Below are 26,067 nucleotides of genomic sequence, written 5' to 3' on the forward strand. Positions count from 1 at the left end.
ATTGCTCTTAATCAATAGAACAATAGTTTACTATAAAGTTAAAAGATAAACGATGAAAATAAAAAAAGTCCTTAAAAGACAAGTGCAAGAAGGTCAAAAACTGTTACCTAATATTAAAAACATAATATTAGTAGCCTCTGGAAAAGGAGGGGTTGGTAAATCTACAGTTACTACAAACCTTGCTGTAAGCTTCGCAAATATGGGAGCTAAAGTTGGTATATTAGATGCTGATATATATGGGCCAAGCCAGCCAACACTTTTAGATTTAAAACAAAACCCTAGTACCACGAATAAACAAAAAATTATTCCTCTTGAAAAATATGGTATAAAGATGATTTCAATAGGTAATCTTATTGATCCTGATTCAGCTGTTATTTGGAGAGGACCAATTGTTTCTCGTGCTTTGATGCAACTATTAAATGATACTGATTGGGGAGAAATTGATTATTTATTTTTAGATTTACCCCCAGGTACTGGTGACATTCAACTTACTATATCTAAAAATATACCAGTAACTGGTGCGGTGATTGTTACTACACCGCAGGATTTATCTTTAATAGATGCTAAAAGAGCAGTCACAATGTTTAATAAAGTTAAGATTACAACCCTAGGAGTGATTGAGAATATGAGTTATTATATTTGTCCTAAATGTGGTAATACTGATCATATCTTTGGGGAGGATGGAGCACACTTTTTGTGTGGTAAATACGAGGTTGAATATTTAGGTGGATTGCCTCTTCATAAGGATATACGTGAGAATGCTGATAGCGGCCATCCTTATGTTAGTTTGGGAAAAAATGATAATATAAATACAAGCTATATAAATGTAGCAGAAAACTTATTAAATCAAATAGAAGGGCTACCAAAAGCAAGTAGTTTAGACTCAATTGGTGTTAAATTAGAAAATTAAGAGAGAAATTATACATGGCGATTAAATCTGATAAATGGATTAAAAAGATGTCTCAAAATCATAATATGATTGAGCCATTTGAAGCAGGGCAAGTGAAAATATCTAATAATGAGAAGATAGTTTCTTATGGAACATCTAGCTATGGCTATGATGTGCGTTGTGCAGATGAATTTAAAATTTTTACAAATATTAATTCTTCTATAGTTGATCCTAAGCACTTCGATGATAAAAATTTTGTTGATTTTAAAGGAGATGTTTGTATCATTCCTCCAAACTCTTTTGCATTAGCTCGTACAGTAGAGAAGTTTAAAATTCCTAGAGATACTTTAGTTGTATGTCTAGGTAAGTCAACTTATGCCAGATGTGGAATCATTGTAAATGTAACGCCACTTGAACCAGAATGGGAAGGTTATGTAACTTTAGAATTTTCAAATACCACACCTCTACCGGCTAAGATATATGCTAATGAAGGTGTCGCTCAAATGTTGTTTTTCCAGTCTGATGAAGAGTGTGAAACATCTTATGCTGATAAAGGCGGTAAATACCAAGGTCAAGTGGGTGTGACTCTACCTAAGTGCTAGTAGTTTTATAGATTTTTTCATAATATTCTGATAATTTAAAGGATAAAGCAATTTTTGAAAATTTAACAGATTAAAAATCATAGTATAATTTATCTGTATTTATTTTATTAGAAAAGATATCCTTAAATAATATGCTTTATTATGTAATAAATAGAAATCTGCTATAGGATATTTTCTTTATTGTAGTTCATAAAACAATCATATATGCAAATTTTAGGATATCTAAAGTTTATTGATCAATAGCTGTAATAGAGCCTTTTATTTGACCAGTAATAGTTTGGAAAGCTCTTAACTCAAATGTATGTAAACTAGCAAATATATAGTCAAATATATCTGCCTGAATTTTTTCATAATTAACCCAGTTCGTATCATTTGTAAATACATATATTTCAACAGGTAAACCAACTTGGGTAGGTTGCAGCTCTCTAATTAAGAAAGTTAACCCAGTGTGTATTTTAGGGTGATTTAATAGATAATTTTCTATATAAGCTCTAAATAGGGTTATATTAGTAAGTTTTTCATTGTCTTTATCTTCTATGAACTCTTGCAGATATGGATCAATTTTTAGAGTTCTTATAAGTTTATCATTACAGAATTTTATAGTATCTATATCTATACTAATTGAACGTTTAATTCTGCGACCGCCTGTTTCAACCATTCCACGCCAATTTTGAACACTATTATTTATTAAATTGTAGGTTGGAATTGTTGAGATTGTCTTATCAAAATTACGGATTTTAACAGTATTTATTGAAACTTCCATTACAGTGCCATCGACACCTGATGAAGGTACTGTAATCCAATCTCCAACCCTGACTAAGTCTAATGCTGCTACCTGAATATTTGAAACAAAGCCTAGAATAGTATCTTTAAATATCAACATCAATACAGCAGACATCGCTCCTAGGCCGGTTAAAAAAGCAACTGGTGATTTATCTAAGAGTTGGGATATTACCAATATAAACCCTAAAATTAATAGGATAATTTTAACCACTTGAGCATAGCTCTTTAATGAATGATGCTTAAAATAAGTTAGTGTTTGAAAATAGGCAAAAATAGCATCTGCAAGAGCAATCAAAAACCATATTATATATATTGTGATATATATTTGAGCAACTGATCTTATAATATCAACAAGACTGAGTGTCCAAGCATGGTTTGGGTAAGCTGCCATACCTATAGCTATATATATAAAAATCCCTGGTCCTAAATGTGATAATTTATTAAAAACTTCATTTTTGGCGAGTAAATTTGCTATTAACTTATTACTTTTTGTAAATATTTTTTTGATACTGAAAACGATATATTTCTTAAGAATTTTATTAATAATCATTGAAAATAATAGTACTATTATAATAATAGTTAAAAAACACAATACAACAGCTAATTCATTATGACTTATTAGGTTTTTATAGTATGTATTTAATGTTTCCATAACTTTATCCTCAATTGATTTTTACTTTTATGAAGTTATTTTTTTTCTTCCTTGCTTGGTAGAAGTTCAGCAATCTGTACAACTATTCTATTTACTAAACCAGACTGGAGATAGTTATATATTCTCACAGCTTGGTTATTTTGAGCTAATTGCGTACCAGAGTTTGTCTGCCAGAATTGTTGTGCATTAATAGTACTATTAGGCATGATAGGTTGTTCTGTCTTAGGTTTAACAACATTAAATTCAATTGTATATATCAATAAATAGGTGTTATTTGAAGCTCCACCAACTATACTAGTTAGTTGAGATCTTTTTCCAACACTTTGGATGTTAATTATATAGTCAGCTTTATCAGCGTCAGCTTTTTTTGTTATTATTTTTGCTTTGTATGATTTTAAGTTTCTTTTAAGCTCATTGACTAAAGAGGTATAACCATCAGACTCAATATAGAATTGAGTATCAACTAGACTACTAAAATTCCCTGCATTACTTTCTGATAAAACACCCCTGGCATGAAAACCACAAGATGCTAGCAGTAGTATAAGCAGGAAAACAATATATTTTTTTACTTTCATAATATCTATTTAACTACTATATTTATCAATTTTTGAGGTACATAAATTATTTTTATTACCTCTTTTTCAGAAAGCAGAGGTTTCACATGTTCATTAGACAAAACAGTAGTCTCAATTTCATTTTTAGATAGAGATGATTCTAACTCAAGCTTAGCTTTTAGCTTACCATTTATTTGTACTATAAGTAAGAACTCATCCTTATCTAAAGCTTTTTTATCAATCTGTGGGAATTGTGTATGTAGTATATCATTACCTAAAGCCATGTCTTGCCATAAGTAATGACAAATATGAGGAGCAAAAGGGGATAATAATCTCAATAAAATACTAAAACCCTCTGACTTAACATTATTAGATAAATTATCATAATTATCATAATTATTTAAAGTATTTAATATTTTCATACACGCTGATACTACTGTATTAAATTGGTTTTTATCAAAATCAAAACTAGCTTGTTTTAAATTAGAGTGAATTTCAAAGCGAGCTTTTTTATCCTGTTTTGTGAGCTTTTCCAAGCTTAAAATATTATTTTTTGTCAAAATATCTTTGTTAGCTTGAGAATAGTTAAATACTTTACGTAGGAACTTATTAGCGCCGTCAACACCTGTTTCAGACCATTCAAGAGACTGTTCTGGTGGAGCTGCAAACATACTAAATAGTCTAACAGTATCTGCACCATATTTATCTATAAGTTCTTGAGGATCTACAGTATTACCTTTTGATTTGGACATTTTAGAGCCATCTTTTAGAACCATGCCCTGAGTAAGTAAATTATTAAAAGGTTCATCAGAGGTGATAAGCCCTTGATCACGCATAAGTTTATGGAAAAATCTCGCATAGAGTAGGTGCATGATAGCATGCTCGATTCCACCTATATACTTATCTGCTGGTAACCAATAATTAGCCTCATTATTAAGCATTTTATTTGTATCAGTAGGGCATGCATACCTTGCATAATACCATGATGATTCAAAAAATGTATCAAAAGTATCTGTTTCTCTTTTTGCAAGCTTACCACAATTAGGGCATTGGACATCCAAAAAATCTGGCATATCTTTAAGAGGTGATCCAGCTTCTGTTAATGTAACATCTGTAGGTAATTTAACTGGTAGATTCTCTTCTTTTTCAGGAAGAACTCCACAACTATCACAATGAATCATTGGTATAGGACAACCCCAAAATCTTTGACGTGACACTCCCCAATCATGAATTCTATAATTAGTAGTTTCATAACCTTTATTATTTTCAAAAAGATACTTCTTAATAGCTTGGTATGCTTTTTTAAAATTAAGTCCGTTAAATTCTCCAGAATTTATTAGTATACCTTTTTCATTAAAAGCTTCTTTTTCTAAGCAAATCTTCAGTTTGGAACTATCAGATTGAATAACTTGTTTTAATAGGATGTTGTATTTTTGTGCAAATTCCCAATCTCTTTGATCATGGGCTGGTACTGCCATCACAGCTCCTGAACCATAGTTCATAAGTACAAAGTTTGCTACCCAAACATCAATATCCTCTCCTGAAATAGGGTGGATAGCTTTAATTGAAGTTTTGAAACCTTTTTTCTCTTGTGTTGCTAGGTCAGCCTCCATCGTAGATGCTTTCTTACATTCATCAATAAAATTTGCTAATTCTATGTTTGATTTAGCTTCTTCTAAAGCAAGAGGGTGCTCAGGAGCAATACCTATATAACTTACTCCCATTAATGTATCTGGACGAGTTGTAAAAACTTCAATATCATCATTAATAGCTTTAATTCTAAATTTAACGGTTATCCCTTTAGACTTACCAATCCAATTAGCTTGCATGGTTTTTACAGCTTCAGGCCAGCCATCAAGTTGGTTTATATCTTTTAATAGTTCATCTGCATAATCTGTGATCTTTAGGAACCACTGAGGGATTTCTTTTTTTTCTACTAATGCTCCTGATCTCCAACCTCTACCGTCAATTACTTGTTCATTAGCTAAGACTGTTTGATCAACCGGATCCCAATTAACTACAGAATTTTTACGGTATGCTAAGCCTTTTTTATAAAGTTGAATAAAAAACCACTGTTCCCATTTATAATAATTTTCATCACATGTAGCAATTTCTCTAGACCAGTCAAAACTAAAGCCAAGCGAATTAAGCTGAGACTTCATATATGCAATATTGGTTTTGGTCCATTCAGCAGGTGATTTTTTATGTTTTATAGCAGCATTTTCAGCAGGTAGTCCAAAGGCATCCCAGCCCATAGGGTGGAGGACATTTTTTCCTTGCATTTTTTGATATCTAGCAATTACATCACCAATAGTATAGTTGCGAACATGCCCCATATGAAGAGTGCCACTAGGGTATGGGATCATAGAAAGACAATAAAACTTTTCTTTAGATTTATCTTCTTTAGCTTTGAAAGAATTATTATCACGCCAGTATTGTTGAGCTTGCTTCTCTATTTGACTAAAATTGTATTCGCTCATTTAGATATTGATTCCAATTTAATTTTATTTATGAAATATAGTTGGGTAATTTTATGCGAAAAACTAAAAAATATCTAGACTGTATAAAAACTCTTATTTATATAATTGGTATTAGGTTGGTTTTTATTATTCTATGGTAGAACAATAACTAGTATATGAGTAGTTTTTAATAGAATTAATTTTTAGCTTTAAAGCTTTGTAAGTTATACTGATAAATTAATTTCATTGCTTCAACATTTCCATAACTGGCTGCCTTGTTAAGCCAAAAAAAAGCTTTTTCATGATTAGCATTAATATAATAAGGCTGTTTATTATTTATATATGAACGTCCTAAAAGAAACATGGCTTCAGAATTATCTATCTCAGCAGATTCGATTAGATACTCATTTGCTTTTTTAAGCTGACCTGTTGATTTATATACATATGCTAAAGCAAGGTAACTATTTGCTCGGTAATGACGGGGTTGCTTTTTGTTTGTTTTATTTAAGAAAACATCAAAATAATCAATAGCCTTATCATAATCCTGTTTAACACCAATACCATAAGCATAAAATGTTCCCAAGAAGTATGGAGAAGTAGGGCAGCCATTTTTATAAAGGTTCGTAAAAGCTTTAACAGACTCACTGTAATTACTATTTTTATATAAGGAATAAGCATTGTTGTACTCATTTGAAATACAGGCGTAAGCCACTTGTGTATTAAGAACGATTAATGTGACAAAACAAATACCTAAAATTTTATTTTTTAAATTCCTCATCTTTTAGCTTAATTTAATTTAATTTGAGGATAAATAATTACAAGTTTTAACTCTTGTGTCAAGCTTATGTTTTGATTAATGGTTACAGAATTATAGATTTGTAATAAATTGATCTTTAGTTGTTTAAAAGCTAAGCAGCATACCTATCTGACAGTCATTATAGACTATAGTCTATAATGACTGTCAGATAGATAATAAAAAAGTGTCAGATATAAATATATTTTTTAATTAGTTGACAAAATGTGTCAAACCTCTTAGACTCTTAGTTGACATAAATCAATTTCTTATAAAAAAATGGCTGGAAAAAATATTGGTTATATTAGGGTAAGTACTATTACTCAAAATCATGCAAGACAATTAGAGGGTTTGGAGCTAGACAAAGTTTATATTGACAAAGTGTCTGGTAAAAATACTGAGCGCCCTGAACTAACTAATTTATTAGAATATGCTAGAGATGGAGATACTGTTTTTATTCATAGTATGGACAGATTAGCTAGAAATCTTGAGGATCTCAGAAGGGTGGTTGCTAAACTTACATCTAATGATGTGGTAGTAAAGTTTATTAAGGAAGATCTTATCTTCACAAGAGATGATTCTGCAATGTCAAACTTATTACTTTCTATGATGGGAGCTTTTGCCGAATTTGAAAGATCTTTAATTAAAGAAAGACAGCTAGAAGGTATAGCTATAGCTAAGAATAAAGGGGTTTATAAAGGTAGAAAACCTAGTCTATCTAATGAGCAAATATTACAATTAAAAGAAAAAATATCTAACGGTGAGAAAAAAACTGCTGTTGCTAAAGAATTTGGAATTAGTCGAGAAACTCTTTACCAGTATTTAAAAAAATAATCAATATGAGCTTATTGGTAGTTTTATAATATATGCTAGTATATATTATACCAAATAGGGGAATAGAAATATGCTAGTAAGCATATGTGTATGGGACTGCTATAAATAATTGTAAAGTCTATTATTTAGGCGGACAAAAAATAATAAAGCAAGGTGAGTTTAGAATGAGGCTTGAACATGGTGAAGCTTTTAGTAAATAATAGCTTAGTTTTCAGCCATCCAAGTCTCAAGGATCACGCATGCAGCTAAAGCATCGACTTTAATATGGCTGACTTTTTTATTTTTCACACTTTCCAAACGCCATCTTGCTTCACGAGTTGAATAAGCCTCATTAATAAGGTGCACAGTTCTTTGATATCTTTCTTGAACTAATTTAGCAAAATCTTTAGCAGCCTTTGTAATATCTGTTTCAAAATCTTGTGTATCAAGGGGTAGGCCAACAATAATATCAGAAGGGTTCCAACGCTTAACTATCTTATCGAGATCAACCCAATTTGGCACGCCATCATAAGCATCAACTGTTCCAATAGGTGTTGCTGTTTTTGTGATCATTTGACCACTAGCTATACCTATTCTAGCCTTACCGTAATCAATAGCAATTAATGACTGAAACATTCAACCATTCCCTATATTTTTAAATAAATCGCCTAAACTTTGTAGACTATAGCCAGCATGTTCAAGATGATGCTGCCATTTAGATTTATTTTCATAATTAAATAATATTTTTTTGCTTAATTTATCAGTTACAATCCAATCATTTGATTTTATTTCTTCGGTAAGTTGCTCAGCTGTCCAGCAACTATAACCAACTATAGGAATAAAATATTCTGGGAGAATGTTATTTGCTAAATCTTCTAAAATATCTATGGATGCAGTTATCGCTAATCCCGCATCAAGTTTAATGGTAGAACTATAGTTTCTGCCATTAGTGGTATGTAATATCAAAATTTTATGCGGACTAATTGGTCCTCCCATATAAAGTGGATGAGACAATATCTCCTCAAAAGTATCATCACATTCAATATCTAGTTCATCAAAAACATCTTCTAATGTATCAGATAAAGGTTTGTTTATAATTAAACCCATAGCTCCATGACGATCATTTTGGCATAAATAAATTACAGATTTAGTGAATATAGCATCGTCTTTAATAAGAGGTGTTGCTAATAAAATTTCACTTTTGTGGCTTTGGAACATATTATATTTCCTAATATATACGTAAATTCTTTATAAAATGGCACAAATAAATGCCGCAGTGGCGATAATTTTAGAGCAACCAGGTCCTAAAGTCCACATTAGTCTTAGACAAAAATTCCAATCATATCGAGATTATTGGGAATTTCCTGGAGGAAAATTAGAAAATAATGAGAGTTTTATTGATTGTGTTAAAAGAGAAGCTTATGAGGAAGTGGGAATTATAATTCAATCAGTAAAGCCTTATATGGCAAAAAAATACATAAATAAGGATAATATAGGCGTTAACCTAGAATTTTTCATTGTTGAGGCTTATAAGGGGGTTCCTTACCCAAAAGAAAACCAGCAACTAGAGCTTGTAAATGTTTTTGAGCTAAATAATTTTAAATTTCTTCCAGCTAGTTTAGAAATAATTAAAAAACTTCAGCTAGATTACTTATAAGAGTAATTGAGATATAACCATAAAAATATGATTATTGTAGCTTAATAGGAGGGCTTATCTCCATAAGGTAAAGTTTATATATTTTATATATAGATAATTTAACATAATATATATTATGCGAATGTATAGATAGTTTAATTAACCAAAAAACTCTCTTCAAATGTTTGATCTTAAAAGCTTTTATGATTGTTTGGAAGTATTTGAAGTAGAGAAATATTTTTATAAGATTTTATTATATTTCAATATATCTATGTTCTAATTTTAAATTATTTGTAGAATTAAAATTAATTACATCTCTATCATTTTGTAGATTTATTTTTACAATAAAAAACATATCTTGCGATCTTTTGTAGAGCCTATTTATGAAGCTTTTTTTACAATTGTTTTCTAACAACCTAATTTCTTGACCTGCTGCTAGAGTTTCTAAATCTTTCCAGCCATTTTTTATTAAATTTTTAATATCTTTATTAAAAATCCTATTTAATACATGTTCTAAATTTACTTCTTGTAAAGAATCTTTATTATCAGAGCTATAATTAGATTTTATTATAGACAATAAAGTTCTCATTCCTTGGTTTTCTTTAATAACGCAATATTTTCTTGACATACCAGCTCTCCTTACTATACATAAAGTTATTACTAACATAAATAGTTTGATCTTGATGAAAAATTATTATGGATATTTTTAAAATTTCTTTTGACATTTTAAAGTTCCTATCAATTATCAAACACATTTAAACTTTTGTTAAAACCTTATATAAAAAAGTACCAATAAATATTTGCCAGTACTATACGTTCAGAAAGCTAAACTATTAGTGCATATATTATCGATTAAAAATTACAAAAAATAGTCTTGCATTATTACAATAATTAGTCTCAATATTATAAAATATAGCTTTTATAACTTATAAGAAATTCTTATTGTAAAAAATCTTGCTTTATATGGTTCTTTATCGTATATCAGAGGAGTTATAATTAATTTATACATTTCTGGTGCAAAATCGTCATAAGCATTAAATTTATCTATAATATTATCAGAATGATTAAAATATCTAGTTTGACAATTTGTTGTTGATAAAACCATATTATTAGGTTTTGCACAAAGTATTGATGTACCATCATGTAAACCTTTTAATCCTAAACCTTGTAGTAATTCTCCATCTGGACACTCTAATTTAATAAATCCTTTAGCCCAATCAAAAGAAGAATTTTCTTCATAATACACATGTTGCCCTGTAGTATAGAATTGTTTGTCATTAACTATATTGGAACTACATCTTAGATGTTGCTTTAAATAAAAATCGAGTTTATAGTCTTGCTTTAGTTTAGTTTAGTTTAGTTTAGTTTCACTTATAGTTTAAAGACGTGAGTAATAGCATCAGATAAATTATCAAAAGAATTATTTACTTTTCTTAAAATTCTTTTAAAATTGGCCCAAATTTTTTCTATAGGATTTAAATCAGGAGAATAAGCAGGAAGGTATAGTATCTGTATATCAAACTTCTCTGCTATTTTAGCCAATTTAGGAGACTTATGAAAACTAGCATTATCCATAACAACAGTAGTCTTTGGAATTAACTCAGGACATAAATGCTCTTCAAACCACTGATTAAAAATTTGAGTATCTGTATATCCAGTATACTCTAGCGGTGCTATAATCTTCTTTTCTAAATAGTTATAACCAGCAACTATACTTTTTCTCTGAGTTTGATAAGCAATAACTTCACCTTATAAAACATAAATTTTTAAACTCATAGTTTATATGATTTTGTAGCAATCATTGTTGGCATAAAGTTTTCAATAAGAAATCTTGGGTTTGGATGCTCATCCTCATAAAAACCATTGATCATAAAACCTGCGTTAATTTGACCACTAATTTGCTCTTCTAAGCTGTGTCCAAAAATAATTGCTTGACCTTTTTTAATTTTATTTTGATAATCTGATTCATCAAGAGAACTGATGTCAGAGTAAGGAATTGAATATTTTGGCTTTAATAAACCTTTAGTAGAAAGTTTGTCATTACGCTCAAATACAAAAAGTACTGGATTATAAAAGCTTGATATAAGTATCCCACTCTTTTTTAAAACTCTGTATGATTCTTCCCATACAGGAGAAATATCTGGAACATATAAATTAGAAATGGGATGAATTATATAATCAAAAGTTTCACTTTCTAATGTATTCAGATTTCTCATATCACCCTGAATTACTTCAAGACTAAGGCCATCTCTATTTGCTACATATTGATCTTGAGCTAATTGTTTGTTAGATAAATCATAAACAGTTACATTAGCTCCAGCTGCTGCAAGCACAGGTGCTTGTTGCCCTCCAGCTGAGGGATATTTTTATTCTTAATATCTTTAGGTAACCAGCTCGCTGGAATAGGTTTTTTTGTTACATGAACATTCCAGTCACCTTCTTTTGCCGATGCAATTATCTCAGATGAAACTGGAACAGACCAAGGATGCATAGCTATAGCTTCCTTATCCCAAAATTCTTCATTTAAGCGAATATTTTTATCATTCATATTTTTTTAATTTTTGCTCTAGCTGTGACCCTGTATGAACACCATTTAGAATCTCAACTTGTTTACCATTTTTAAAAATAAGCAATGTAGGAATACTTCTAATTCCAAATCTAGTTGCTAAATTTTGGTTATTATCAACATTTATTTTAACTATTACAGCTTTATCATAGTCTTTTGATAATTGATCTAAAATTGGAGCAAGAGTTTTACATGGTCCACACCAATCAGCATAAAAATCTACTAAAACTGGTTTTGAGGTGCTATTAACTAATTTATCAAAACTGCTTTCATTAGTATTAATAACTTTACTTATTGGCATATTATTTCTCCATAAATGTTACATTAGCTTTTATATTTATATCTTGGGAAACTGCTACAGGTGTTTGACCATTAGAATCCATTGTGTTAGAAGTTGTCTTCATTAGCATAATATTATTACTAGGTGAGTAATTATTAACATCTATATATTTAATTGACTGAATAGTATAACTACTATTAGTTTGCCTATTAAAATTATCTAGATATTGCTTAGTATTTTTATAAATTTTAATCATTAAATCTTGTTTTGCTGATTCAACTTCACTAATAGGAGGGTTATAATCAAGAACTTGGACAATTAGTTTCTGACTGGATAAATTACTTTGATTTTCTAATGATGATTGTAGTATATTAAGCTCTTTTGGAGAAATTCTTGATTGGAGTTGTACTGTTATATTTAAAGCACCACTTTTGCTTGTATTTTGTTCTAAATTCTTTATCTTCCAATCAGATTTCACAATATTGTTTATCTTACTAGATATTTGTTGTTCTATACTATTTTGTTCTTTTAAAGTTGTGGTTGCATAACCTGTAACTTGAACTAAAATACTATTACTTTTTAAAGTTGTTTCTGCTTGAGTTGTATATTTTACAGCATTATAATCAGCACAGTCACTATCACAGGCCAAAGCTATAGAGCTCATAGTAAACATGCTAACTAAGACTATTGGAATAAGTTTCTTCATATTTTGTTGCCTTTATTTTTTAAATTAACTTAAGTAAATAGTGTAGCAGATAGCTAAGCCATTTTTAAGGTAAGACATTTTAAACCGCCACCTGCTTTTCTAAATTCACTAATATCTATAATAATAGGGTTTATATCTAATTTATGTAGTTTCTTTCTTAGATTGTCATCACAGTTACCCATTAGTAGATTACCGTCAACATAAACACTATTTCCAAACTGGTTGACAACTTGATCACGAGTTAATTCTATAGCATTAGGTAACTTTTTTAATATTCCTTGGCTTTCCTGAGAATATGCTTCTGGATAGAATAAAACAGCCTTATTTCCTAATGGACAAAAAGTCAGGTCCAGATCATAAAAATAAGGATCAACAATTTTTAATTGTACTGATTCAATATCTATCAATTGAGCCAATTGCTGATTAGCTTTTAGACTACTACGATATCCGTATCCACAAAAAAACTTATTATCATAGGCTAAAGCATCGCCTTCACCGCTATGATAACAATTAAGAGTCTCAATTTTATAGCCATTATTTTTAAACCATTCTTGAAATAAAGCTTCTTCCGGTTTTCTTTCAATTGGTCTAAAATTACTTGAAATGAATGTATTTTTATTAACTACACCAGCATTAGCAGTAAATACCATATCTGGAACATTTTCACCTTGTTCAATTAGGTTTACTTTTATATTAAGTTTTTGATATGTATCATAAAGATTCTGCCATTGTTTCATTGCTAAAACTTTATCAGGCTTATTGTGGACTTCCATCCAAGGGTTGATAGCATAAACAACATCAAAAGCAGTTGGCGCACACATCAAAATTTCTTTCATAATACTTTCTAGGAAAAATAAACATAGTAAATAATCTACCAGATTAATTCCTAATATACAGAGTTTATAGTAAATTATTGATTAAATTATAGAATTAAGAATATCATCTAAAGATTCGATGATATTTTCTTTGATTTCATTCTCAAAAGGAAAACTATCAGATGTTAATTGAGATTTAATAAAACTTTCTAGAAGAAGATGTTGAGCACCCTCTAATGGCAAACCTCTTGACTCAAGATAAAATAAAGCATCTTTATCTAATTCGCCAATAGTAGCCCCATGTGTACAGACGACATCATCAGAGTATATTTCTAACTCAGGTTTAGTATTTATCTCAGCTTTATTGCTTAGTTGGATATTTTTATTATTTTGATAAGCCTGAATCTGCTCTATACCTTTGTTAACTATAGCCTTTGCATTAAACCATGCTTTAGAATTTCCATTAGCTACACCACGGAAATTAACATTGCTGTATGTGTGAGAAGCATTATGGTTTACTAAAAAACAAGTGTTAGCAATGGCATTATTATTTACTAAATACAATCCTCTAATATCAAATCTTGAATATTCTTTATTTAAATTTACTACAAAGTCATTTCTTAATAAATTATTCTTGTTGAGAAGATTAAAACCATTAAACTCAGCAGCCACATCTAAATTAACTAAATAATTAGCTGTAGTAATAAGTTTGGTATTGTTAGGATTATCTGCACTATTAGTGAAATTAACTTTTGCTGATTCAGCTATATTTACATCTAAAAATATATTTATTGCTGAGTCATCTGTAAGATTTACAAAATCTATATCTAGATCCAGACTTGCAAACATATCGACATCAAGCTTTAAAGAAATATTAGTCAGTTTATTTTTAGCCATATCTGTATTTATAAAAATAAGACTTAAGCAATCTTTTGTATCTCTAGGAATATTAATTCCAAAATGTTTAGAGTTCTCTATAGCTAGTCTAGACATATTTCTATCATCTTTATGGAATTCTAAGGCACTAATGTGGTTTAGTCTTTTATTATAATCAATTGCTAAGCAACCATCTAAGATTATTACAACATTTTCTTGCGTGTCAAATTTAAAACCCTCTAAGTAATCTTTTGTCTGAGGTGATTCTTTTAAGATTTCTGAGATATTATTTTTATCATAAATAGAAGCTATATTTGTGTACTTCCAGCTTTCCTGTCTAGTACTAGGCAGGGATTTCTTATCTATTAACATACTTATTATCAACCTTTTTTAGCTGTTTAACCAAGAATATCCTTTTTCCTCTAGCTCAAGAGCTAGTTCCTTGCCACCTGTTTTGACTATTTTTCCATCGGCTAGGACATGGACAAAATCTGGTTGAATATGATCTAATAGCCTCTGATAGTGAGTAATCACTAAGAAACTTCTATCTTCTGATCGCATACTATTTGCACCTTCAGATACTACTTGAAGAGCATCAATATCCAATCCAGAATCTGTTTCATCTAAAATCGCTAATTTTGGTTCTAACATCATTAGTTGAAGCATTTCATTACGTTTTTTTTCACCACCAGAAAAACCTTCATTAACCCCTCGAGACATATATTTTTGGTCTATCTTTAAGGTTTTCATATTTTCTTTAAGTTTTTTCATGAAAGAAATAGCATTTATTTCTTCTTCACCTTTTTGCTTTTTGATACTATTTACTGCGGTTTTAAGAAACTGAACATTGCTAACCCCTGGAATCTCAATTGGGTATTGTAAGCTTAAAAATATACCAGCAGCAGCTCTTTCTGAAATACTTAAGTTATTAATATCTTTGCCATCAAATGTGATAGAACCTTGAGTTATTTCATAACCATCCTTACCTGCTAAGACATTACTTAAAGTACTTTTGCCTGCTCCATTAGGGCCCATTATCGCATGAACTTCACCTTTTTTCATTGTTAGGTTTAGTCCTTTAATTATTTCTTTATTCTGATCACCAACATTTACATGTAAATCTTTAATTTCTAGTAACATTTTTTAACCTTTTATCAATTATATAAATTAGATTTTAACCTACAGCCCCTTCAAGGCTAACTTCCATTAGTTTCTGAGCTTCAACAGCAAACTCAAGAGGAAGCTTTTTAAATACTTCTTTACAAAAACCATTAACAATCATTGCGATAGCATCCTCCTCTGATAAACCCCTTTGTTTACAATAGAAAAGTTGATCTTCTGATATTTTAGAAGTTGTAGCCTCGTGCTCTATTTGTGATGAATTACTTTTATTTTCAATATATGGATAAGTATGTGCTCCGCAGTTATGGCCTATAAGTAAAGAATCACATTGAGAAAAATTTCTAGCATTGGAAGCATTTGGTGAAATTCTTACTAGACCTCTATAGGCTTGAGAAGCTCTACCTGCTGAAATACCCTTTGATATAATCGTACTTTTGGTATTTTTACCCATATGAATCATCTTTGTACCAGTATCTGCTTGTTGAGCATGGCGAGTTAAAGCTACCGAATAAAATTCACCTACAGAGTTATCACCGCGTAAAACTACCGATGGATATTTCCAAGTAATTGCAGAACCTGTCTCTACCTGTGTCCAGGATATTTTAGAGTTTGTTCTACATATACCCCTTTTAGTTACAAAATTATAAATACCACCTTTTCCATCTTTATCACCAGGATACCAGTTTTGGACAGTTGAATATTTGATTTCTGCACCATCTAAAGCAACAAGCTCTACAACAGCTGCATGAAGCTGATTTTCGTCACGCATCGGAGCTGTACAACCTTCTAGATAACTAACATAACTACCCTCATCAGCAACAATAAGAGTTCTTTCAAATTGTCCCGTGTTGAGTGCATTAATTCTGAAATATGTCGATAGCTCCATTGGACAAGTAACATTTTTTGGTATATAAACAAAAGAACCATCACTAAATACAGCAGAGTTTAAAGCTGCGAAGAAGTTATCTCCTTGAGGTACTACTGAACCTAGGTATTTTTTAACTAATTCGGGATATTTTTGAACTGCTTCTGAAATTGGGCAAAAAATCACTCCAGCTTCAGCCAATTTTTCTTTAAAAGTTGTTACGACTGATACAGAATCAAAAACCGCATCAACAGCAATGTTTCTTACACCAGCTAACATTTCTTGTTCATGAAGAGGAATACCTAATTTATTATAGGTATCTATTATTTCTGGATCCACTTCATCTAAGCTTTTAGGATGGTCTTTCATTGATTTTGGTGATGAATAATAACTGATCGACTGAAAATCAATTGGTGGATAATTTAGATCTGCCCAACTAGGAGATTTCATTTCTAGCCATTTTTTATACGCCTTAAGACGCCATTTTAATAAAAATTCAGGCTCATTTTTTCTTGCTGAGATTATTCGAATTACATCTTCATTTAGTCCTGCCTCAATGGTTTCGGCTTCTATATCAGTCACAAAACCATGTTCGTAATCTTGTTCAATAATTTTATCTAAATTTTTACTCATTTTTTTTAACTTTTGCCTTTGTTGTTGACAATATCATAAATTGATGACTTTGAAAGTAGTTCTAATAACTGGCTGTTTAATAATTTCCAATAATTACTAGCGCTGCATTCTCCTAAGTTACATTTTTTTTTGGCATCACAACATTCAGTAAGATTTACATCGTTTTCTATTGCTTCAACAATATCTAAAACCATAATATCTTTAGAATTTTTTATTAATGTGTATCCACCTTCTATGCCTCGCTTCGAGGTTACAATATTTGATAGAGAGAGCTGGTTAAGTAATTTTCTCACAGTAGGAATATTTAACCCTGTAACTTCCGCTATCTTAGCAGCACTATATGGGGTAGAATTATTTTTAGCTATTGTTACAACTACTAGCAACCCGTAGTCAAGTAATTTACTTATTTTAAGCATAACTACTACCTTAATCTATACTAGTTTAGTATCATTTGGTTGATATGATAATATTAAACAGAACCAAAGTAAATTAAAAAATTGATTATTTTAGTGCCTTAGATTAGTATGATTAGACTTATATATATACTTTTAAAATATTATAACAATAAATTATGAGAATAGCTATTTTAGGTGCTGGGCAACTAGGGGTATACCTTACCCAAAGGCTCAGCCATGACCATCAGGTTTCTATAATTGATCTTGATGAAGAAAAATTAGGGTTCATATCCTCAGCTTTTGACGTTCAAACAATTATTGGGGATGTTACAAAGCCAAATATCATGATGGAAGCTAATTTTAAAGATACAGATATGATTATAGCTGTTACATCAAGTGATACTACAAATATAGCTGTATGTGATATGGCATATAAGCTATATAAAACCCCGTACAAAATTGCTCGAATTCGTGATACCGAATATAATAGATTTCCTAAATTACTTAATAATATAGACCTTGTTATCAAATCATTTTTTGAAACAACCAAGAGACTTGAACAATTAATTTTTTTATCAGGCGCTTTTTTTATTTCGAGTTTCTTTGATAAGCGAGTTCAAATTGTTGGCGTTGAAGTTTCAGAAGACTCTCCACTAGTAGGTTTTGCAATTAAAGACATCTATCTTGGATTAGGTGATATTAAAGTTGATATCATATCTGTATATCGTGGCAGTCAAAAACTTAACATTGATGATACTAATATTTTAGTAAATGCTGGCGATAGAGTTATGTACTTATCGGAACAAGCCTATTCCTCTCAAATTCTTTCCGTTTTTCAACCAAAAAAATCAAACATTAGAAAAATATTTATAGCAGGAATAAATCACGCTAGCATAACACTTGCTCAATCTTTAGAAAATAAAGGTTATATTATTAAAATGATAGATCCGAGCGTTAAAAAATGTGAATTTGCACTTAATGAACTATCTAAATCAACTATTTTACATTATAACCCTGTAAATAATAACTTATTAGTCGCTGAAGGTATAGATGAGGCAGATATGTTTTTTGCATTAACTAATTCTGATGAAGTAAATATTATGTCATCGATTTTAGCAAAAAAGCTGGGAGCTAAAAAAACTATAGCAACTGTTAATAGTGCTGAATACTATGACATCACTCGAGATTTAAAGCTAATTGATATTTCAATTTCTCCTCATAATTTTTCATACACGACTATCAAAGCCTTTCTAACTCAAGTTAATATTCTAAGAATGTATGAGTTTGAAGATAGTGAAGAAATGTTTGTGGAATTAAAAGTTCATGGCCAAGAAAATATGTCAACGGTTATAGGAAAAAATATTTCGGATATTAAACTCCCTAATGGTCTAAAGATTTTGGCTATAATGAAAGATAATAGCACTCCATTATTTTTTGCCGACAATTTGCTTATAGATGATGAAGATAGGCTTATAATAAAAGTTGACGATAAGAACGCCTTAGAGACACTTGAAAAACTTTTCCAAGTGATGCCTTTATATATAGCGTAAACAATTGATAATTTATATGCTCTTAAGTATTATGTATATTTCAAACTTAGCTTAACCAATATACAAAAATATGATGATAAACTCCTCCGGTAAAGAAAAAATAGGCCTGATATTATTGATATTATTAATGACAGGCGCTATTGATAATATTAGAAATCTCCCATCCACAGCAACTTCAGGGACTTATATATTTTTCTTTTTTGCAATTGCTGTATTCTTATTTTTAGCACCTGTAGCATTAGTATCAGCTGAAATGACCGCCACATATACAGACAAAGGCGAAGAAGGTATATATGGATGGGTAAAAAAAGCTTTTGGGCCAAATATAGCAATGCTTGCAATTTGGTTTCAATGGGTTAATACATTAATCTGGTTTCCAAGTATTTTAACTTTTTTAGCAGGTACAATAGCATATTTATTTAATCCTGATTTTGCTCAAAATGTTAAATTTACAATTATTTTTATAACTGTAGTATTTTGGTCTTTAACCATACTAAACCTCAAAGGTTTAAGAGTATCTGCTATCTTTGCAAGTATTTGTACTCTTTTAGGAATGGTTATACCAATGTTACTAATGGTTATATTTGCATTAATTTGGTTAAGCTGTGGAGATTGCTCAACACATATTGATTTCCAATTAGGAAATTTAATCCCTAACTTTAGTTCAACAGAATCATGGATGGGTTTAACAGCTATAATTGCCTCTTTCTTAGGCTTGGAACTTGCTACTGTACACATTAGAAAAGTTATAAAGCCTAAGAAAACATTTCCTTTAGCGCTTTTGATTTCGGTGATATTTATTGTTTTCACTATGGTTCTTGGTGCTTTAGCAGTTGCTATAATATTTCCACAAGCAGAAATAGATGTAGTTCATGGCACTATCAAAACTTTTAGAATTTATTTAGATAATTTAGGTATACCAGTATTTTTCTATTATTTATTAGGTTTGATGGTTGTTGTAGGTTCAATAGGCTCAATGATTAATTGGATGATTTCTCCGGCAAGAGGTTTATTACAAGCAGCAGATGATAATTTTTTACCTGATGCTTTAGATAAAACAAATAAACATGATGTTCCTAGTGGCATCTTGGTTTTACAAGCTATTATTATGACCATTATCTGTTTACTCTTAGAGCTAGTTCCTTCAGTTCAAGCTTATTATTGGTTGTTAACTGCTCTTAGTACACAAATATATTCATTAATGTATTTAATGATGTTTTTCGCGGCGTTGAAGCTCAAGCTTACAAATAAAGAAATTAATAAAAATACTGATGATTTTCATATTCCTGGTGGTAGATCTGGAACTGTGATTACTTGCTTACTAGGAATATTAGGGACTATTTTATGTGTTATAGTTGGTTTTGTACCTCCTGATAATTTATATAGTAACCCATTTGAGTTTATTCAAACTTTATCAATATGTTTTGTGTTATCAATTATTCCTGTTGTTTTATTCATGTTTTATAGAAAAATAAAACTTAAGAAGTTATAAAATGTATGAGTCTTTAGAACTTTTTGTTGCCTTACTACTAGGCTATTATCTATTTAATTTTAGTAAGAAAGGTGGAATTACTAGATGTATAAATTTACTTTTAGATTTTATCGTTATTGCTATTATTTTTTTATTAGGTTACAACTTTAGTGTATTTACAAGTACTCATGCAGTTGTAGTTAATGTTTTGAGCACCAGTCTTGGCTATACAGTAATTATCTTTATCTCAAACATCTTAGGTCTTGCGGTTTATTGTAGATATAACTCATATATTAAAAGAACTCTAATTACATTGCCAGATCGTAAGAAGAAAGATCATACATTAATAACTGTTATAAAAGCCTGCAAGTATTTAATTTATTTAATTATTGGCTATATACTAGGTGAAGTTATAAATATTGATATTACAAATACTATAGATAATTTAGTATTTATCTTTTTATTGTGTTTAATGTTTATAATTGGACTTTTACTAAAGGTTGAAAATATTTCTCTTAAAGACTTATTTAAAAACAAAGTAGCATTATCAATCGTTCTAGTTGTGATTTCTATGTCTTTAACATCTGCGGTACTAATCAGTGTATTCACAAATATCCCAATTAAAGAGAGTATTATGATTAGCTCAGGCTTAGGTTGGTATTCACTGTCTGTAGTTTTAAATTCAGGATTCATAGGTGAATATTATGGTATGGTCACATTTATTGTGGATTTTTTGCGAGAGATTATAGTTATTGCTATGATTCCACTATTAAAAGAATTATTATCTATAGAATTAGTTGGATATGCAGCTAATACTGCTATGGATTTTTGTTTACCAGTAATCAAGGATAATTATGGAATAAAAGTAGTTCCATTAGCAATATCTGTAGGGCTAATATTCACGCTAATAACGCCTATACTACTTATCTTAGAAAATCTAATTCTTTAATGTAATTAAGTATTTTTGAATTATTTGCTACGGAATTTGATACGTCCTTTAGTAAGATCATAAGGCGTAATTTCAACGACAACTTTATCTCCTGTTAATATACGAATGTAATTTTTTCTCATTTTACCTGATATGTGAGCTGTAACTATATGCCCATTCTCAAGTTCTACCCTAAACATTGTGTTTGGAAGAGCTTCTAAAACAACACCTTCCATCTCAATACAATCTTCTTTTGCCATATTGGCCTCTTCTCCGGTTTATTATTTATTATAATTGTTATAAAACAGCATATATTCTAAAAGTATTTAAACAAAAACTCAAATCTTTTAAAAAAATAGTTATTAAAAAGGTTATAATTTATTATCAATACTATAATACATTCAACAAAGTGACAAACCAAATTCTCTTCGAAGTTGTGATTTTTATTATAGCTATATTAGGTGGTGGCATTGGGGCCGTTGTTGGCTTAGGTGGGGCTCTAATAATAACTCCTTTATTATCAACTGTGCTGTCAATACCTATTCATTACGTTATAGGAGCATCTCTAGTTGCAATCATATGCACTTCAACAGCTACATCTCTGGTATCTCTTAAATCACATGGATTAACAAAAGAAAAACTAGGACTTTTCTTAGCCTTAGCTACAGCTATAGGAGCAATTATAGGTGCAAAAATTGCCCTTATGCTTAATTCTAAAACTTTATTTTTGATGTTTGGAGGTATTCTTATTATTGTAGCTATACTAAGTTCTCTAAAGAAAAAGCAAACTAAACGAATTTCAAAAAAATCAATCATAGCTGAAAAATTACAGTTAAATGACACGATTATCATTAATAATAAATTAGAAAAATATAAGGTTTGTCACCCTATTTTAGGTTTTATTTTTATGATTGGAGCTGGTTTTATCGGTGGACTACTGGGTATTGGAGCTGGTGTATTTAAAGTAATAGCTATGGATAAAGTGATGAAAATCCCTCTTAAGGTCAGCGCTTCAACTAGTAACTTTATTATGGGCATCACAGCTTTTGCAGCGACATCGACTTATTATTTTGCTGGTTATATTGACAACTCAGTAGCTGTACCAGTAGCTATAGGAACTTTATTAGGAGCCACTATAGGTTCTAAATTGATGCCACATATACCAACAAACATTCTTAGAATAATTTTTCTAATAGTTATATTTGCTGCTGCTATTCAAATGATTATAAAAGGATTAGGATAATGAAAAACATTATTATTTATAAAAGTCTAAAACTAAATTTGGTATTGGCAATTATAGCTTTAATAATTGGTTTTTTATTTAAATTTATAGGAGTTAGCGCGGTTAGCCTTATAGCTATTAATATTGGAATATTCTTAATTATCATATCACCTATATTAAGAATATTCTTAGAAACACTATTTTTTATTAAGGAAAAAAACTATATATACTTAGGAATATGTTTAATTTTATTCATGATAATAATACTAAGTGTTATCTGTTAGAGATAGTATATTAGTCATAAAAATGTTAAGATTTCGCTTACTCATAATAATATGCTCTCCAAAGAGATAAAAAGCTTACAGAGATATGTTTACTAGTTTATCAGATAAATTACAATCTTCTTTTAAGAAAATAAAAGGACAGACTTCTCTTACAGAAGAAAATATTCAGTCGGCATTGCGTGATATTAGAATATCACTCCTTGAGGCTGATGTTGCCCTACCTGTAGTTAAAAAATTTATAGCTAATATTAAAGAAAAAGCTATAGGTGAGGAAGTTAAAAAAAGCTTAACACCAGATCAAACCTTTATTTCATTTGTAAAGAAAGAGATAGAAAATGCTCTTGGTGCAGAAGCTGTACCAATTAACCTAAAAACTCAGCCACCTGCTATAATTCTGATGGCTGGTTTGCAAGGTGCAGGTAAAACCACATCAACAGCTAAATTAGCTAAGTTTTTAAAAGAACAACATAAGAAAAGAGTAATGGTAGTCAGTGCAGATATATATCGCCCTGCTGCTATTGATCAGCTAAGAACTTTAGCTGATAGCATAAATGTTGATTTTTTTGAATCAAACACTTCTCAAACTCCGGACTTTATTGTTACAGAAGCTATAAAAGCAGCTAAAACTAAGTTGATCGATATTCTTATTATTGATACAGCGGGTAGATTGCATATTGATGAGAATATGATGAGTGAAATCAAACAGATTCACAAGATAGCAAACCCAATAGAAACTTTTTTTACTGTTGATAGTATGACTGGTCAGGATGCTGCTGTTACTGCTAAAGCATTTAATGATGCATTAGAGCTTACGGGTATTATCCTAACTAAAACTGATGGGGATGCTAGAGGTGGTGCTGCTCTCTCGATTAGAGAGATAACTGGTAAACCTATTAAGTTTTTAGGTGTTGGAGAAAAAACAGAAGCTCTTGAACCCTTCCATCCTGATCGAGTTGCTTCTAAAATACTTGGAATGGGTGATGTACTTAGTTTAATAGAAAATATTGAACAAAAGACAGAGAAAAAATCTGCTCAAAAACTAACGAAAAAACTTAAAAGTGGTAAAAATTTTGATCTAGAAGATTTTAAACTCCAAATTCAACAGATGAAAAACATGGGTGGAGTAAACTCTATAGTATCAAAACTTCCAAATATGCCTGCAAATATGCCTGGTAATGTTGGAGATGATATGTTTAAAAAAATTGAGGCGATGATAGACTCAATGACAATCATTGAGCGTAAAAAACCAGAGTTAATAAAACATAGCAGAAAACAAAGAATAATAAAAGGCTCAGGAACAACTATCCAAGATCTAAATAAACTACTTCAACAACACACTCAAATGAAAAAAATGATGAAAAGTGTTGTTGGTAAAAAAGGTGGTATGGCCAATATGATGAAACGTATGGCTGGCATGCCAGGTATGGGTAATATGCCAGGGCTTTTTGGTAAAAAATAAAAATAGATTATATAAAATAAAAATATAAGGATATCCCCACTTATGATAGGTGATAAAAAATTTGATAAAGTTTCAAATATAAATATTAATAAGGAAAAAGTACTTATTCCTGCTGAAGTTCTAATCCAAGAAACCCCTCTTTTGAAAAAATCATATGAGACAGTTAGACAATCGCGTAAAGAAATAGCAAATGTAATTCATGGTAAGGATGACAGAATTGCTGTTGTGGTTGGACCATGCTCAATACATGATCCAGAAGCAGCTATAGAATATGCGACAAAACTAAAAGAGCAAGTTAATAAATTTGAAAAAGATATTCTTATTATTATGCGAGTTTATTTTGAAAAACCTCGTACTACTATAGGTTGGAAAGGTCTTATTAATGATCCTGATCTAGATAATACATTCAATATAAACAAGGGCTTACGACTTTCTCGCAATCTTCTATCAGATTTAACCAATATGGGATTACCTTGTGCTACTGAGTTTTTAGATGTTATAACTCCTCAATATTTCGCTGAATTAATCTCATGGGGTGCTATTGGGGCAAGAACAGTTGAAAGTCAGGTTCATAGAGAATTAGCATCTGGATTATCAGCGTCTATTGGTTTTAAAAATGCTACTAATGGCGATATACAGGTTGCTGTAGATGCAATTAAATCTGCTACTTATTCACATCATTTTTTAAGTACTACTAAATCAGGATCTACTGCAATATTTGAAACTAAAGGCAATAAAAATGGCCATATAATTCTTAGGGGTGGAGCATCAGGACCAAACTTTGGTAAAGATCATATAGAAGCTTGTATTACTAAATTAAACAAAGCTGGAATAGATACTAAAGTAATGGTTGATTGTAGCCATGGCAATAGTCAAAAGGATCATAATAAACAAAAATTAGTACTTGCTGATATATGTAAACAAATCTCTCAAAGTAATGATATTTTTGGCATTATGATAGAAAGTAATCTTAAAGCCGGTAACCAAGATATTAATAATAAACCATTAGTATATGGTCAAAGTGTTACAGATAAATGTGTTGATTTTGAAGAAACTATTGAAATGTTAGAAATGCTCGCTAAAGCTGTTCAACAAAGACGTGATTCTCAAAATCAAAAACACGATAGAGAAGAGTCTCAGTTTTCTCTACTATAATTTTCTAGTTTAAAATTCTTATTAAAAATATTACTTATAAATCTTAACTATTTAGTTTAGAAATAAATATGCTATTTTTGTTATTTTTTTTAAAAGACACTAAGTATTTTAGGTCCAAATAGCAACTATAGCCATAATTATAAAGCCAATAATCACAAAACTATATTGTTTCGTATTACAGCAATCCCTGATAAGTACAGACCTATCTAAACCATGTAGAGTCCCCATATAAATAAAAGTACCTGCGGCTATAGCTGTAAATGTAGGTTCAACTAAAGAATTTGAAACATAGTTATTGGCAGCCTGTCCAAAGAGTATTCCTAATGGTGTCATAATTACAAATATTATAAAAAGCATAAACCTGGCTATAAAACTCATACTAGTTTTATTTATATTTATTGCCAAAGCAAAGCTTGCTGCCCATTTATGTGCAATAATTGCTAAAAATATTACAAATGCCACACTTAATTCTTCAGATATCCCTAAAGTAGCACCTTCAAAAAAACTATGAATTGATAACATTATCGTTGCCATTATAGCCATAAAAGATAAGTTATAG

The 26,067-nt window shown here is 30.2% G+C and carries 29 protein-coding genes and 2 pseudogenes; 11 read left to right on the forward strand and 20 right to left on the reverse strand.

Features of this window, described 5'->3' with window-relative positions:
• Positions 1-52: 52 nt before the first annotated feature.
• Together ACR0PV_RS05085 and dcd are read left to right on the forward strand one after the other, a co-directional pair.
• Entirely contained in the window at positions 53-910 is an 858-nt protein-coding gene (locus ACR0PV_RS05085; RefSeq protein WP_488173876.1) for an Mrp/NBP35 family ATP-binding protein, read from the forward strand.
• 14 nt (positions 911-924) lie between these two features.
• Positions 925-1,491 (forward strand): dCTP deaminase, encoded by a 567-nt coding sequence (dcd, locus tag ACR0PV_RS05090; protein WP_488173877.1) that lies wholly within the window; start codon positions 925-927, stop codon positions 1,489-1,491.
• Positions 1,492-1,720: 229 nt separating this feature from the next.
• Here dcd and ACR0PV_RS05095 read toward each other — a convergent pair whose 3' ends face one another.
• The 4 genes from ACR0PV_RS05095 to ACR0PV_RS05110 all read right to left on the reverse strand — a co-directional run bounded on the left by ACR0PV_RS05095 (position 1,721) and on the right by ACR0PV_RS05110 (position 6,717).
• Positions 1,721-2,926 (reverse strand): mechanosensitive ion channel family protein, encoded by a 1,206-nt coding sequence (locus ACR0PV_RS05095; RefSeq protein ID WP_488173878.1) that lies wholly within the window; start codon positions 2,924-2,926, stop codon positions 1,721-1,723.
• A gap of 35 nt (positions 2,927-2,961) precedes the next feature.
• Positions 2,962-3,504 carry an LPS-assembly lipoprotein LptE gene (locus ACR0PV_RS05100; RefSeq protein WP_488173958.1) on the reverse strand — a complete coding sequence of 181 codons (543 nt, stop codon included), beginning with the start codon at positions 3,502-3,504 and terminating at the stop codon, positions 2,962-2,964.
• Positions 3,505-3,506: 2 nt separating this feature from the next.
• Positions 3,507-5,960 (reverse strand): leucine--tRNA ligase, encoded by a 2,454-nt coding sequence (gene leuS, locus ACR0PV_RS05105; protein ID WP_488173879.1) that lies wholly within the window; start codon positions 5,958-5,960, stop codon positions 3,507-3,509.
• A 175-nt stretch (positions 5,961-6,135) separates the two neighbouring features.
• Entirely contained in the window at positions 6,136-6,717 is a 582-nt protein-coding gene (locus ACR0PV_RS05110; protein ID WP_488173880.1) for a tetratricopeptide repeat protein, read from the reverse strand.
• Between the two features lie 294 nt (positions 6,718-7,011).
• Here ACR0PV_RS05110 and ACR0PV_RS05115 point away from each other — a divergent pair, with 294 nt between their 5' ends.
• Positions 7,012-7,566 (forward strand): recombinase family protein, encoded by a 555-nt coding sequence (locus ACR0PV_RS05115; protein ID WP_488173881.1) that lies wholly within the window; start codon positions 7,012-7,014, stop codon positions 7,564-7,566.
• A gap of 204 nt (positions 7,567-7,770) precedes the next feature.
• Here ACR0PV_RS05115 and ruvX read toward each other — a convergent pair whose 3' ends face one another.
• Together ruvX and ACR0PV_RS05125 are read right to left on the reverse strand one after the other, a co-directional pair.
• Positions 7,771-8,181 (reverse strand): Holliday junction resolvase RuvX, encoded by a 411-nt coding sequence (gene ruvX, locus ACR0PV_RS05120; protein WP_488173882.1) that lies wholly within the window; start codon positions 8,179-8,181, stop codon positions 7,771-7,773.
• Positions 8,182-8,763 (reverse strand): YqgE/AlgH family protein, encoded by a 582-nt coding sequence (locus ACR0PV_RS05125; protein ID WP_488173883.1) that lies wholly within the window; start codon positions 8,761-8,763, stop codon positions 8,182-8,184.
• Between the two features lie 37 nt (positions 8,764-8,800).
• On the opposite strand from ACR0PV_RS05125, the gene ACR0PV_RS05130 reads away from it, so the two are divergent.
• The gene (locus ACR0PV_RS05130) at positions 8,801-9,202 is read left to right on the forward strand and encodes an NUDIX domain-containing protein (RefSeq protein WP_488173884.1); all 402 of its coding nucleotides are present in this window, start codon (positions 8,801-8,803) and stop codon (positions 9,200-9,202) included.
• A 232-nt stretch (positions 9,203-9,434) separates the two neighbouring features.
• Here the strand turns inward: ACR0PV_RS05130 and ACR0PV_RS05135 are convergent, their stop codons facing one another.
• The 12 genes and pseudogenes from ACR0PV_RS05135 to ACR0PV_RS05190 all read right to left on the reverse strand — a co-directional run bounded on the left by ACR0PV_RS05135 (position 9,435) and on the right by ACR0PV_RS05190 (position 17,460).
• A complete protein-coding gene (locus ACR0PV_RS05135) occupies positions 9,435-9,809 on the reverse strand; it encodes a normocyte binding protein 2b (protein ID WP_488173885.1) in 375 nt (124 codons plus the stop codon).
• 291 nt (positions 9,810-10,100) lie between these two features.
• Positions 10,101-10,427, reverse strand: a complete 327-nt coding sequence (locus ACR0PV_RS05140) for a hypothetical protein (protein ID WP_488173886.1) — start codon at positions 10,425-10,427, stop codon at positions 10,101-10,103.
• A 125-nt stretch (positions 10,428-10,552) separates the two neighbouring features.
• A pseudogene (locus ACR0PV_RS05145) lies at positions 10,553-10,930 on the reverse strand (transposase); the annotation flags it as partial.
• A 23-nt stretch (positions 10,931-10,953) separates the two neighbouring features.
• Complete coding sequence (locus ACR0PV_RS05150) at positions 10,954-11,514, reverse strand: class I SAM-dependent methyltransferase (protein WP_488173887.1); 561 nt, start codon at positions 11,512-11,514, stop codon at positions 10,954-10,956.
• Entirely contained in the window at positions 11,487-11,729 is a 243-nt protein-coding gene (locus tag ACR0PV_RS05155) for a hypothetical protein (RefSeq protein ID WP_488173888.1), read from the reverse strand. Before ACR0PV_RS05155 ends, ACR0PV_RS05150 begins: the two co-directional genes overlap by 28 nt.
• Positions 11,722-12,048: a thioredoxin gene (trxA, locus tag ACR0PV_RS05160; protein WP_488173889.1), complete on the reverse strand. Its 327-nt coding sequence runs from the start codon at positions 12,046-12,048 to the stop codon at positions 11,722-11,724. The genes ACR0PV_RS05155 and trxA overlap by 8 nt, the downstream gene beginning before the upstream one ends.
• Before the next feature lies 1 nt (position 12,049).
• On the reverse strand, positions 12,050-12,733 hold the full coding sequence (locus tag ACR0PV_RS05165) for a hypothetical protein (protein WP_488173890.1): 684 nt from the start codon (positions 12,731-12,733) through the stop codon (positions 12,050-12,052).
• A gap of 53 nt (positions 12,734-12,786) precedes the next feature.
• Positions 12,787-13,569: a dimethylarginine dimethylaminohydrolase family protein gene (locus tag ACR0PV_RS05170; protein WP_488173891.1), complete on the reverse strand. Its 783-nt coding sequence runs from the start codon at positions 13,567-13,569 to the stop codon at positions 12,787-12,789.
• A gap of 81 nt (positions 13,570-13,650) precedes the next feature.
• The gene (gene sufD, locus ACR0PV_RS05175) at positions 13,651-14,796 is read right to left on the reverse strand and encodes a Fe-S cluster assembly protein SufD (RefSeq protein ID WP_488173892.1); all 1,146 of its coding nucleotides are present in this window, start codon (positions 14,794-14,796) and stop codon (positions 13,651-13,653) included.
• Positions 14,797-14,814: 18 nt separating this feature from the next.
• Positions 14,815-15,564, reverse strand: coding sequence for a Fe-S cluster assembly ATPase SufC (gene sufC / locus ACR0PV_RS05180; RefSeq protein WP_488173893.1), 750 nt, complete (start codon positions 15,562-15,564; stop codon positions 14,815-14,817).
• A 34-nt stretch (positions 15,565-15,598) separates the two neighbouring features.
• On the reverse strand, positions 15,599-17,044 hold the full coding sequence (sufB, locus tag ACR0PV_RS05185) for a Fe-S cluster assembly protein SufB (protein WP_488173894.1): 1,446 nt from the start codon (positions 17,042-17,044) through the stop codon (positions 15,599-15,601).
• A 5-nt stretch (positions 17,045-17,049) separates the two neighbouring features.
• Positions 17,050-17,460 carry an SUF system Fe-S cluster assembly regulator gene (locus ACR0PV_RS05190; protein WP_488173895.1) on the reverse strand — a complete coding sequence of 137 codons (411 nt, stop codon included), beginning with the start codon at positions 17,458-17,460 and terminating at the stop codon, positions 17,050-17,052.
• A 155-nt stretch (positions 17,461-17,615) separates the two neighbouring features.
• Here ACR0PV_RS05190 and trkA point away from each other — a divergent pair, with 155 nt between their 5' ends.
• The 3 genes from trkA to ACR0PV_RS05205 all read left to right on the forward strand — a co-directional run bounded on the left by trkA (position 17,616) and on the right by ACR0PV_RS05205 (position 21,409).
• Positions 17,616-18,989 (forward strand): Trk system potassium transporter TrkA, encoded by a 1,374-nt coding sequence (trkA, locus tag ACR0PV_RS05195; RefSeq protein ID WP_488173896.1) that lies wholly within the window; start codon positions 17,616-17,618, stop codon positions 18,987-18,989.
• A 70-nt stretch (positions 18,990-19,059) separates the two neighbouring features.
• The gene (locus ACR0PV_RS05200) at positions 19,060-20,481 is read left to right on the forward strand and encodes an APC family permease (protein WP_488173897.1); all 1,422 of its coding nucleotides are present in this window, start codon (positions 19,060-19,062) and stop codon (positions 20,479-20,481) included.
• Position 20,482: 1 nt separating this feature from the next.
• Complete coding sequence (locus ACR0PV_RS05205) at positions 20,483-21,409, forward strand: LysO family transporter (RefSeq protein WP_488173898.1); 927 nt, start codon at positions 20,483-20,485, stop codon at positions 21,407-21,409.
• Positions 21,410-21,429: 20 nt separating this feature from the next.
• Here the strand turns inward: ACR0PV_RS05205 and infA are convergent, their stop codons facing one another.
• Positions 21,430-21,648 carry a translation initiation factor IF-1 gene (infA, locus tag ACR0PV_RS05210; protein ID WP_003033733.1) on the reverse strand — a complete coding sequence of 73 codons (219 nt, stop codon included), beginning with the start codon at positions 21,646-21,648 and terminating at the stop codon, positions 21,430-21,432.
• Positions 21,649-21,797: 149 nt separating this feature from the next.
• Here infA and ACR0PV_RS05215 point away from each other — a divergent pair, with 149 nt between their 5' ends.
• From ACR0PV_RS05215 to ACR0PV_RS05230, 4 genes are all read left to right on the forward strand, one after another.
• Positions 21,798-22,631 carry a sulfite exporter TauE/SafE family protein gene (locus ACR0PV_RS05215; RefSeq protein ID WP_488173899.1) on the forward strand — a complete coding sequence of 278 codons (834 nt, stop codon included), beginning with the start codon at positions 21,798-21,800 and terminating at the stop codon, positions 22,629-22,631.
• The gene (locus ACR0PV_RS05220) at positions 22,631-22,894 is read left to right on the forward strand and encodes a DUF1634 domain-containing protein (RefSeq protein WP_488173900.1); all 264 of its coding nucleotides are present in this window, start codon (positions 22,631-22,633) and stop codon (positions 22,892-22,894) included. Before ACR0PV_RS05215 ends, ACR0PV_RS05220 begins: the two co-directional genes overlap by 1 nt.
• A gap of 85 nt (positions 22,895-22,979) precedes the next feature.
• Positions 22,980-24,353, forward strand: coding sequence for a signal recognition particle protein (gene ffh / locus ACR0PV_RS05225; protein ID WP_488173901.1), 1,374 nt, complete (start codon positions 22,980-22,982; stop codon positions 24,351-24,353).
• A gap of 42 nt (positions 24,354-24,395) precedes the next feature.
• On the forward strand, positions 24,396-25,508 hold the full coding sequence (locus ACR0PV_RS05230) for a 3-deoxy-7-phosphoheptulonate synthase (RefSeq protein WP_488173902.1): 1,113 nt from the start codon (positions 24,396-24,398) through the stop codon (positions 25,506-25,508).
• A gap of 108 nt (positions 25,509-25,616) precedes the next feature.
• Here ACR0PV_RS05230 and ACR0PV_RS05235 read toward each other — a convergent pair.
• Positions 25,617-26,063: pseudogene (locus ACR0PV_RS05235) on the reverse strand (ZIP family metal transporter); the annotation flags it as partial.
• Positions 26,064-26,067: the final 4 nt, after the last annotated feature.

The organism is Francisella sp. AG1 (genome assembly GCF_057683165.1).